Origin of the sequence: Pelomonas candidula (genome assembly GCF_043555985.1) — a bacterium.
Lineage (GTDB): Bacteria > Pseudomonadota > Gammaproteobacteria > Burkholderiales > Burkholderiaceae_C > Pelomonas > Pelomonas candidula.
The window spans coordinates 256,842-267,944 of the sequence record NZ_JBIGIC010000011.1 but is presented as its reverse complement, the minus strand read 5'-3'; the positions used below and the strand labels follow the sequence as shown (position 1 = coordinate 267,944).

Annotated in this window: 7 protein-coding genes, 1 tRNA gene and 1 pseudogene; 8 read left to right on the top strand and 1 reads right to left on the bottom strand. The window is 67.3% G+C overall.

Annotated elements, in window-relative coordinates; translation table 11 throughout:
- Positions 1–1,049 precede the first annotated feature (1,049 nt).
- The 8 genes and pseudogenes from ACG04R_RS21100 to ACG04R_RS21065 all read left to right on the top strand — a co-directional run.
- Positions 1,050–1,229, top strand: a pseudogene (locus ACG04R_RS21100) (IS5/IS1182 family transposase); the annotation flags it as partial.
- A 281-nt stretch (positions 1,230–1,510) separates the two neighbouring features.
- Positions 1,511–2,674 (top strand): methyl-accepting chemotaxis protein, encoded by a 1,164-nt coding sequence (locus ACG04R_RS21095; protein ID WP_394415486.1) that lies wholly within the window; start codon positions 1,511–1,513, stop codon positions 2,672–2,674.
- Positions 2,675–2,682: 8 nt separating this feature from the next.
- Positions 2,683–3,054 carry a response regulator gene (locus ACG04R_RS21090; RefSeq protein WP_394415484.1) on the top strand — a complete coding sequence of 124 codons (372 nt, stop codon included), beginning with the start codon at positions 2,683–2,685 and terminating at the stop codon, positions 3,052–3,054.
- Between the two features lie 13 nt (positions 3,055–3,067).
- Complete coding sequence (locus tag ACG04R_RS21085; RefSeq protein WP_394415482.1) at positions 3,068–3,376, top strand: STAS domain-containing protein; 309 nt, start codon at positions 3,068–3,070, stop codon at positions 3,374–3,376.
- Positions 3,373–5,583: a chemotaxis protein CheA gene (locus ACG04R_RS21080; RefSeq protein WP_394415480.1), complete on the top strand. Its 2,211-nt coding sequence runs from the start codon at positions 3,373–3,375 to the stop codon at positions 5,581–5,583. Before ACG04R_RS21085 ends, ACG04R_RS21080 begins: the two co-directional genes overlap by 4 nt.
- 42 nt (positions 5,584–5,625) lie before the next feature.
- Positions 5,626–7,635: a methyl-accepting chemotaxis protein gene (locus ACG04R_RS21075; RefSeq protein WP_394415478.1), complete on the top strand. Its 2,010-nt coding sequence runs from the start codon at positions 5,626–5,628 to the stop codon at positions 7,633–7,635.
- Between the two features lie 16 nt (positions 7,636–7,651).
- The gene (locus ACG04R_RS21070; RefSeq protein WP_394415476.1) at positions 7,652–8,161 is read left to right on the top strand and encodes a chemotaxis protein CheW; all 510 of its coding nucleotides are present in this window, start codon (positions 7,652–7,654) and stop codon (positions 8,159–8,161) included.
- Between the two features lie 392 nt (positions 8,162–8,553).
- A complete protein-coding gene (locus ACG04R_RS21065) occupies positions 8,554–10,617 on the top strand; it encodes a [FeFe] hydrogenase, group A (protein WP_394415474.1) in 2,064 nt (687 codons plus the stop codon).
- A gap of 400 nt (positions 10,618–11,017) precedes the next feature.
- Here the strand turns inward: ACG04R_RS21065 and ACG04R_RS21060 are convergent.
- Positions 11,018–11,094: transfer RNA gene (locus tag ACG04R_RS21060), tRNA-Pro, on the bottom strand.
- Positions 11,095–11,103: the final 9 nt, after the last annotated feature.

Genomic DNA, 11,103 nt, shown 5'->3' with positions numbered 1-11,103 from the left:
ATGGTGATCACTCCTCACACCCCCGCCCAGCTGTGGATATCTCGGGCAGGGTAGGTTGAACACCTGGGTCAAATTTGGGTCGGCAGGGCCCTCACGGGTGGGTCAAATTTCAGTCGGCGTCAACACGCGGCCTCATTGCTCGTAGGACTGCTCATCGCGACCTCGCAGGGCAAGCTAAGTTGGCATCTGTTCTGAGTGCAGCCGAATGTGTGACAGCGAATGTGCCGCACGCGATCAGTGAACGGCGCGGCTCGGCACGAACTGCTGAAGCGGCCCATATTTGCTTGACGGCATACCCCTCGCTGGCAACCCGGTCGCATAACTTTGCGGACTACAAGAAAGACGCCCCATTACTTTGCTGGCGGCTACTTCTCCCGGTCCGAACTCTGAACTTTGCGGCCCACATATGCGTTGAGAACAATCCCTCGAGGAGATGCACGCTGGCGTCCCCTGGAAACCGAGATATGCGTCCGTCGTTCCAGCACGGTTATGGATCAAAGCGCACCTCTGGGGCCTTTGTCATTCAAGGGCTTGGTTCCATTCGTCTTCCCAGAAGGGCCACTCTCCAGCGGCCCGATGGGAGTATCCAGCGGTGACGAAGTTGCCCAAGAAGATCCCTAGCTGGTCACGAAAGGTGGCCGCCACTACTTCCGCATCGCGGTCCCGAAGGAACTGGTCTCCGTCATCGGGAAGAAGGGACACAGCGAAGCCCTCGGCGACCCTTTAGCGCGTCGCCGCATGCTCTACATGTCCGCCACGGCGATGGCGAAGCCACGCAAGGCCCACAAACTGCGGGACGAAGGCGAACCAGTCGACACACCCTCTGAGGTCGCCCTGCCCCGCTCCCTCGCTGGCCCGAACAGTTCCACATTGCCACCCGCCAAGAAGCCAGCGGCGGCGCTCCGGCTGCGCGCTGTCTACGAGCTGTGGTGCAACAAGGCGAAGAAGCTGGACATCAGCCGCACCTGCACGGATGCGGCGAGCGTCGTCAGCGCCGGGGGGGCGAGTACACAGGCCCCAAGCCAACGGATCGAGGCAAGCTCGGGCGCGCCAGCCTCTGGAAGAGGCCGAGCGCGGGATCGGAGCCATGCAATGAAGCCGTTCAAGCTTGCAAGCGCCTGGGCGAACGAGTCAGCGCCAGGATTTATCGCCAGGTGGCGGAGTTGCATGTCCGGGTCGCGTTGCTGAACCGCTTCAGCCAGATCGACCTCTCCCAACCGTGCCGGTGACCGTCTTGGCATGAGGCCGTCCGGGGCTGGGGTTATGCCCTTCGCGTATTGATTTGCGCAACAAAGCCATCCTGAACTCGCCCCCCTCCCCCGAAGGCACGGCAGCACGTGCCGGCCTGCCAACTTGTGCGCAGAAACCTCGAATAGCGCAGCCGCTCGGTCTGCGTGTGCTGGTCATTTGATCTTTGATTTGCCAAAATTGATATAAATGATTCAAAAGACGTTGCTCTCGCCAACCATCCACGACCAACTTCGCCTGCGCAGTAAAAAAATCGCAACAAATGATCGAAACATCATTTTCGCCAACTAGCACCGCCGTCACGCCGACCGGCGCGTCCGCCGCAGCGTGGCGCCGCGCGCGCCTGGCGGCCATGGTGGGCCTGTGGCTGCTGGCTGGCGTGGCACTGGCCTTCGGTGGCATGAGGGCGGCCTGGGTGCTGTGGGTGCTGGCCGCCGCCGCGGGCTGGCAGTTGGGCAGCACAACCGCCACGGGCGCTGCCGACCCGGACGCGCAGCCCCCGTCCGCCGTGCTCGTCAACTGCATGGAAGAGGCGTCCCGCACCTGGGGCACGCACGTCGCCACCGCCCAGACGCAGTTGCGGGAGGCGGTCGAGCAGATGCTGGGTGCCTTCGGCGACATCCTCCAGCAACTGGACGGCCTGATCGGCCAGACCGACGGCAGCGCCGAAGGACAAGGCCGCCTGGTCGTGCTGGCCGACTGCGACGCGCAGCTGCGCGGCCTGCTGGATCACTTCAACAGCTTCGTGCAGTCGCGCAACGAGATCCTGAGCACCGTGCGCACGCTGGGCGAGTCCTCCGGCCAATTGCACGCCATGGCCGAGGACGTCTCCAACATCGCGCGCCACACCAACCTGTTGTCCATCAACGCTGCCATCGAAGCCGCACGCGCTGGCACGGCGGGGCGGGGCTTCGCCGTCGTGGCCGGGGAGGTGCGGCGGCTGTCGGCCGAATCGGGGGAGACCGGCCGCCGCATCGGCGTGCAGGTCGGCGAGTTCGATCGGCACATGCAGCAGGCGCTGCAACTGGCCACGCAATCCGCCACACGGGACACCGAGGCCATCCAGGCCTCGGAACAGACCGTCAGCCAGGTCGTCGCGCAGGTCAATGCCACGGTGGCCGAACTGCGGCAGCGCAGTACCGAGCAGAGCGCACAGGGCGAACGGGTCAAGTCGCAGGTGGAGCAGTTGCTGATGTCCTTCCAGTTCCAGGACCGCGTGCACCAGATCCTGGACCAGCTGCGCGACTCCATAACCCAGGCCAGCGCCTCCTTACGGCAAGCCGCCGCCAGCGGCGAGACGCCCGACGAGACCTCCTGGCAACAACTGCTCGCGGCCGGCTACACGACCGCCGAACAACGCGCCGTCACCCGCGGCGCCCCGGTGCAGGCCACCCCTGCCCAGCACACCGAGACCACCTTCTTCTGAGGATGCCCATGGCCAAGACCATTCTCATCGTCGATGACTCGACCTCGCTGCGCACCGTGGTGCGCCTGGCCCTGACCCGGTCCGGCTATGACGTGCTGGAAGCCGGCGACGGCGTGGCCGCACTCGACGCGCTGGGCCAGGTACCCAAGGTCCACCTCATCGTGTGCGACGTGAACATGCCCAACATGGACGGCATCACCTTCGTGACGCAGGTCAAGCAGCATCCGCGGCACCGCTTCATCCCGGTCGTCATGCTGACCACCGAGGGCGAGGAGGACGCCAAGAACCGTGGCCGCCAGGCAGGCGCCAAGGCCTGGATCGTCAAGCCCTTCAACCCGCCCCAGCTGCTGGACGCCGTGTCCAAGCTGGTGCTGCCCTGAACGTGGAGGCCGCATGGACGCGTTGCCCCTTCCCTCGGAACTGAGCATCTACAGCGCCGCCGAGCTGCATCCGCAGTGGCTGGCCTGGGCGGGCGATGCCGCCTCGGCCGGCACCGAGGCCCTGGCGGACGGCCAGGGCGTCGACCAGGTCGACGGCGCCGGCGTGCAGCTGCTGCTGGCCTTGCAGCGCTGCCTGGCTGCCCGCGGCTGCACGCTGCGCCTGCGCGCCCCCAGCCTCCCGCTGCGCGAGGCCTGCGCGGCGCTTGGCCTGGCCACCTGGCTGGGCGATCTCCAGACCCCATCGCCTGCGGAGGCCGCATGAGCACCGATGCCGATTTCATCGCCGAAGCCCTGCCCGCCTTCCTCAGCGAAGCCGAGGAGCAGATCGAAGGTCTGGAAGCCCTGTTGCTGCAACTGGAAGACGAGCCCGACGACGCCGAGCTGCTGAATGCCCTCTTCCGCTGCGCCCACACCGTCAAGGGCTCGGCCGGGCTGTTCGGACTGGACGACATCGTCGGCTTCACCCATCACGTCGAGACGCTGCTGCAGCGGCTGCGCGAGGGCCAGGTCGTGCTGACGCCCGCCCTGAGCACACTGCTGCTGCGCTGCAACGACCAGATCCGCGCCCTCGTCGCCGAGGCAGGCGGCCTGCCCGCCGACGCGGTGGCGGCAGACCAGCGCAACGGCCTCGTCGCCGAGCTGCAGGCCGCCGCCGGCATCAGCGCCCCGGTCTGCGAGGCCGCGCCGCCCGCCCCGGCCCGCGCGGCCACGTCGACACAGCACCCATGGCATGTCTCGATCGCCTTCGGCCGCGACGTCTTCCGCAACGGCATGGACCCGCTGGCGGTGCTGAACTACGTGCGCGGCCTGGGCGACGTGCCGCACATGATCTGCGACGTCGGCGGCGTGCCGGCGCTGGACGAACTCGACCCCGAGAGCTGCCACCTGGCCTTCATCTTCAGCCTGGTCTCGGAAGCCAGCCGCGAGCAGATCGAGGACGCCTTCAGCTTCGTGCGCGAGGACTGCCAGCTCCACGTGCTCAACCCGGGAGCCACGGCTGCCCAGTTCGCCGACATGATCGACGCCATGCCCGGCAATCCGCGCCTGGGCGAGATCCTCGTCGCCGCGGGCGCCGTCAGCCCCGCGCAGCTGCAGCAGGGGCTTCGTAGCCAGCAGGCCACCGATGCCGTGGGCGCGCCGGCCCTGCCCGGCCAGCTGCTGACCGAGCAGACCGGGCTCGCGCCGCAGGTGGTGGACGCCGCGCTGCGCAAGCAGCGTGAACAGCGCCGCAGCGACACCACCGCCCCGGCCGCGGCTGGCGGCGAGGACCAGCGCTTCATCCGCGTGCAGGCCCACCGTCTGGACGCCGTCATCAACCTGCTGGGCGAGCTCGTCATCGCCGGCGCCGGGGCGGAACTGCTCGCCCGCCAGACCCAGCAGCGCCAGCTCATCGAGGCCAACGGCCAGATCAGCCACCTCATCGAGGAGATCCGCAACAGCACGCTGCAGCTGCGCATGGTGCCCATCGGCGAGACCTTCGCGCGCTTTCGCCGCGTCGTGCGCGACACCGCCGCCGAGCTGGGCAAGTCCGTGCAGCTGGAAATCATCGGCGGCGACACCGAGCTGGACAAGAGCGTCGTTGAGCGCATCGCCGACCCGCTGATGCACCTGGTGCGCAACGGCCTGGACCACGGCGTGGAAACGCCGGCACAGCGCGAAGCGGCTGGCAAGCCGCCGCAGGGCCGTCTCACGCTGTCGGCCCACCACGAGGCCGGCAGCATCGTCATCCGCATCGACGACGACGGCCGCGGCATCCAGCGCCGCAAGGTGCTGGAGCGGGCGTGGGAGCGCGGCTTGCTCGAGCGCGGCACCGTGCCGGACGACAACGCCATCCTGCAACTGATCTTCGAGCCAGGCTTCTCCACAGCCGAGGCCGTCACCAACCTCAGCGGCCGCGGCGTCGGCATGGACGTCGTGCGCAGCAACATCGAGGCGCTGCGCGGCAGCGTCCTGCTCGATAGCGTGGAGGGCCAGGGCTCGACCATCGAGATCAGGCTGCCGCTGACGCTGGCCATCATTGACGGCTTCCTCATCGGCGTCGGCACGTCGCGCTTCATCTTTCCGCTGGACGCCGTCGTCGAGGTCATCGAAGGCCGCGCCGGCGAGGCCGTGCTGGACCCGCGCGGCCGCGGTGTCGTCGAGCTGCGCGGGCAGGTGCTGCCCGTCGTCAGCCTGCGCACGCTCTACGCCATCGACGGCCCGCAGGCCGTTCGCGGCAGCATCGTCGTGCTCAAGGCCGGCCACAGCCGCTTCGGCGTGCTCGTGGACGCGCTGCTGGGCCAGCACCAGACGGTTATCAAGCCGCTAGGCCGCCTCTTCCGCAGCCTGCGCGGCATGGCCGGCTCTTCCATCCTCGGCAACGGCGAGGTGGCGCTGATCTTCGACATCGCCGCCCTCAGCCATTTGGCGGCTGAACTCCCGGGGCGCCGCCACGCCAACGAACTCGCTCCGGAACGCTTCACCGCTTGAAGCGGCATCAACGCAGATCGCCTGCAAAGAAGGACATCCACCATGAACAAGCCCTCCTGGATCACCCGCCTGATCGCCGGCAAGGCGCTGGACGCCGCCGAGGCTGCCCGGCAGGCAGCCGAGACCGCCCGCGCCGAAGCCGAGGCCCGGCTGCACGACGTAGAAGCCGAACTCAAGGTCCGCACCGACATCATGAACATCACGAGCATCGTCTCGGAGGCGGACAAGAAGGGCGACATCCTCTGTGTCAACGAGAAGTTCCTGGAGGTGTCCAAGTACAGCCGCAGCGAGCTGATCGGCCACGGCCACAACACCACGCGGCACCCCGACATGCCCAAGGAGGTGTTCAAGCAGATGTGGTCCACCATCGGCCGCGGGGACATCTTCCGCGGCATCGTGAAGAACCGCGCCAAGGACGGCACCCCCTACTACGTGGACGCCGTCATCGCCCCCATCCTGGGCGACAACGGCAAGCCGATGAAATACCTCGGTGTGCGCTACGACATCACCGAGCAGGAGATCGAGCGCCAGAACGCCCGCGGCATCCTGGCCGCCATCGATGCCAGCTATGCCTACATCGAATTCGATCTGACCGGCCATGTCCTGCACGCCAACGACAACTTCCTGCGCACGCTTGGCTACATCCTGGACGAGGTCAAGGGCCGGCATCACCGCATGTTCTGCGACCCGACGCTGGCTTCGAGCCCGGAATACGCCCAGTTCTGGCGCGACCTCAATGCCGGCCAAGCACAGAACGACCTCTTCCGTCGCCTCAACAAGTCAGGCCAGGATGTCTGGATTCAGGCCGTGTACGCGCCGGTCAAGGACGAGATGGGCCGTGTCGTCAAGATCGTCAAGATTGCGACCGACGTGAGCGCCCAGGTGGCTTCCACCCGCGCACTGGAGCAAGCCGTCGAGGAGGCGGAACAGGTGGCTGCGGCAGCACGCAACGGCGACATGACGCAGCGCATCCCGACGACAGGCAAGTCCGGGCTCGTGTCGCGGCTGTGCGAGGGTGTGAACACGCTCCTCGAGACGACGACTGTCGTCTTCGGCGACGTGAGCCGCGTGCTGTCGGCGCTTTCCGAAGGCGACCTGTCCCAGCGCATCACTGGTGACTATTCGGGCGTGTTCGGCCAGCTCCGCGACGACGCCAATCGCACAAGCGACAAGCTGGCGGCCATCATCGAGGAGGTGCGCAGCGCAGCGGATGCGCTCAGCGGCGCAGCCAGCCAGGTCAGCGCCACCGCGCAGAGCCTGTCCCAGGCCGCCAGCGAGCAGGCCTCGTCGGTCGAGCAGACGACGGCCTCCGTCGACATGATCTCGGCCAGCATCAGCCAGAACAGCGACAACGCCCGCGTAACCGACAGCATGGCCACCAAGGCCAGCAAGGAAGCCACTGACGGTGGCATCGCCGTCACGCAGACCGTCACCGCGATGAAGCAGATCGCCCAGAAGATCAGCATCGTCGACGACATCGCCTACCAGACCAACCTGCTGGCCCTGAACGCCGCCATCGAGGCTGCCCGTGCCGGCGAGCATGGCAAGGGCTTCGCCGTCGTCGCCGCTGAAGTGCGCAAGCTCGCCGAGCGTAGCCAGGAGGCCGCCAAGGAGATCGGCGACCTCGCCAGCAACAGCGTCAACACCGCCGAGCGCGCCGGCAAGCTGCTCGACGAGATCGTGCCCAGCATCCAGAAGACCAGCGAGCTCGTGCAGGAGATCTCTGCAGCGTCACAGGAGCAGAGCCAGTCTGTCACCCAGATCGGTGGCGCCATGGGCCAGCTCAGCAAGGCCACGCAGCAGAACGCCAGTGCCTCCGAGGAACTGGCCGCAACCTCCGAGGAGCTGTCCAGCCAGGCCACGCAACTGCAGCAGTCGGTGGCCTTCTTCAACACCGAGGTCGAGGCGGGCCGGCGCCCGGCGCAGGGGCATCCTGAGCAGACGGGTTTCGTCGAGCGCCGCGCGCCCCACTCGCCGATGCGCGGCACCCGCGGCGTGGGCCAGGCGCGCCCGCTGGCCACCGGCACCCACGGCAATTTCCGCCCCTTCTGACGCAGGAGTCTCGACCATGAGCACCCCGACGACCGACGCCACCGGCACGGCGCAACAGTTCCTCAGCTTCACGGTCGACGGCGAGGCCTTTGCCATCGACATCCGCACTGTGCGCGAGATCATCCAGCACGGCACAGTCACGCCCGTGCCGCTGATGCCCGACTTCGTGCGCGGCGTCATCAACCTGCGCGGTGCGGTCGTGCCCGTCATCGACCTGCAAGCCCGCTTCGGCCGCCCGCCGGCCACGATCAGCAAAAAGACCTGCTTCGTCATCGTCGACTCGGTGCGGGATGGCGAGCGCGCGGAACTCGGGCTGATGGTGGACGCCGTCAGCGAGGTGATCTCGCTGGAGCCGTCGCAGATCGAACCGCCGCCGCAGTTCGGCGGCGCGACGCGGCGCGATTTCATCGCCGGCATGGGCAAGCGCGGCGAGCGCTTCGTCGTGCTGCTGGCCCCGGAGCGCGCCTTCGACATCGGCGAGATGGCCGCTCTGTGCGAAGCCAGCCAGATGGCGTTGGCGGCCTGAGCAACACGCCGTGGGCACGCCCCGACTCTCCGACCGCAGCTTCAGCCGCATCGCCGGCCTGAATCATCAAACAACCGGCGGCGCCGTGCTGGCGCCGCTGCACACCCAGCAGTAATCTCCTTCAACCCAGCGAACTTCTCAAAACGACTGGTACGGGCATTGAGGGCAGGTCAACGTGAACTTCCCAGCTTGCGACTTCGCAAGGCAGAAGGCCCGATGAGTTGTAGATTGGTCCGCCGCGAATCTCGTCCGGTTGAAAGGCATCACCCCCCATGCGCCGAACAGCATTGGGCTGCCGAATGCCACTCGGGTCGCGGCGCAGGCGCGCAGACCCGGCATGCCGAAGGAAAGGTTTGCGCGAAGCAGGCTGTCCTGCCAGGGCGAGGGACTTGATGATCCAGCTGAAAGTCAACGGTTTGCAGGTCGAGGTCGACGATGGCGCGACGCTGCTCACCGCCGCCCGCAAGGCCGGCGTGCACGTCCCCACCCTGTGCCACCACCCCAGGTTGCCGCCGCTTGCCGTCTGCCGCATGTGCGTCGTGGAGGTCGAGGGCACACAGCGCCTGCAGCCCTCCTGCGCGACGGCCGCCAAGCAAGGCGACATCGTCGAGACGGAAAGCGGCGTGGTGCGGACCTTCCGGCAAGCGAATGCCGAATGGCTGCTCGCGAGGCATCCCGACAGCTGCATGCACTGCGAGGTGAATGGGGCGTGCCGGCTGCAATCCCTTGTCCATGAACATCAATGGGAAAGCCGCTGGCCCCACGTGCCCGCAGTCTTGCCTGGCCCCGGCGCACACCTCGTCACGGACCACACCTCACCGAGCATCTGGCGCGACCTGTCCAAGTGCATCGAATGTGGCCTGTGCGCACAGGTTTGCGGCAGTCCAGGCCAGGAGCAGCACGTGATCGGCTTCGCCGGGCGCGCCGGCGATCGCGCACCGGTGACGGTTTTTGATCAGCCGCTGGCCGAAACGCGTTGCATTTCCTGCGGCCAGTGCACCCTGGTGTGTCCGGTCGGCGCGCTGGTCGAGGCCCCCGCCTGGCATGCGGCGCTTGAAGTCCTGGACTCCCGCCAGCACATGGCCGTTGCAATGGTCGCCCCCGCTACACGCATCGCCATCGGCGAGGAGTTCGGCTTCAAGCCCGGGACCATCAGCACCGGTCGATTGATCAATGCGCTGCGGGCCTTGGGTTTCAAGCAGGTCTTCGACGTGAACTTCGGCGCCGACGTGACCATCATGGAGGAGAGCGCCGAATTGCTCGGCCGCCTCATGGACGGACGGCAGCTGCCGCTGTTGACGTCGTGCTGTCCTGCGTGGGTGAACTGGGTCGAGATCAACCGTCCGGACCTGCTGGTGCATCTCAGCGACACACGCTCCCCGCAACAGATCCTCGGGTCGCTGACGAAACGCGGGCCGTTCGCGCGCACGCTAGCCGCGACAGCCGGCCGGCCGACACAGGCATTCGTCGTCGGCATCATGCCCTGCACCGCCAAGAAGGACGAAGCGCTGAGACCTGGCATGTCGGGCGACGTGGACCTGGTACTGACGACAAGGGAGCTCGCCAGGATGATCCGGGCGCGCGACATCGCATTCGGAGCGCTCGACGACGACGGACGCTTCGACGACCCGCTGGGCGAGAGCACCGGCGCCGGTCAGATCTTCGGCGCGTCCGGCGGCGTCATGGAAGCCCTGGTCCGCACAGCGTCATTCATCGTCCGGGGCGACCGCACGCTGCCCCTGGAATGGCATCAACTGCGTGGCGTCGACGAAGGCATCAAGACCACCGACGTGCCAGGCATGGGACGCGTCGCGGTTTGCAACGGCATTGCGGTCGCACAGCGCCTCCTGCAGACGGAGGGCTGGCGGACCGAGTACGTCGCCATCGAGGTGATGGCCTGCCCGGGCGGCTGCCTCGGCGGCGGCGGCGAGCCCAAGTCTCAGGACCGGGACATCCTGACCAAGCGCGCACAGGCGATCTACACCCTCGACGGCGCCGCGCCGCGCCGCCGATCGCATGAGAACCTGTCCGTCCAGGCGCTTTACGCGGAAGCCATCGGGGAGGCCAACGGTGTCGCGGCGCAGGCCCTGCTGCACACAGCCTATGCGCCGAGAGGGTCTGCCCGATCACTGCTGATGCGCTTTCTCGACGCGGTGGACCGGCGAGATGCGCACACCGCTGCAAGCCTGATCCATCCCGACGGCGACTGGATCACCGGCGCCGACCTGGGTGAAGCGCACGGCCCCATTGAAGTGGCGCAGCTGATCGGCAAGCTGCCGCCCAGGGACGAAGGGGAGGCGATTGCGCGCCACCGCATGGCGGTCGCTGCGTCGCTCGACGACCTGACCGTCATCACGCCGGCCGGCGAATGCTGCCGGTTCGAGCTCGAACTCGAGACGGCCCCCGGCACCGGAAGCCCCCCCTTGATCAAGCGTCTCGTCCGCAAGCGCCTGTGACCGTCACGCGCCCGGCTGCGGACCGGCCGGGGCCCACCTTGCGCCAGCACTTCCAAAATTTCGCCTGGCACGCGCGGGTCGTCGACTACGCAGTCGGTGGCAAAACTGCAGTCCACGCTGCCCTGCTGGCGCCAGTTGTCCTCAAGAACTGCAGTGCTCGCCCCTGCACAGGCATGCATCAGTCCAAGTCCGAACCGCTCAGTCTGCAGGCGGGGTACCTCGGGCGCCCTTTTGTCTGCTCTGCCCCACAGCCAGCGTCGCGGGAGCCCAATGGCCGGCTTTCACCACAGCGCAAAGCCCGTCGAGTCCGCGGTTGTCCCCAAAGACCAAAACTCGGACTCGGAAAGGAAAACGGGCTACAGCCATGCAGCTGCAACCCGTTGATTTCTGAGGAAAAATTTGGTCGGGGCGGCGGGATTCGAACTCGCGACCCTCTGCTCCCAAAGCAGATGCGCTACCAGGCTGCGCTACGCCCCGATCAAGCCC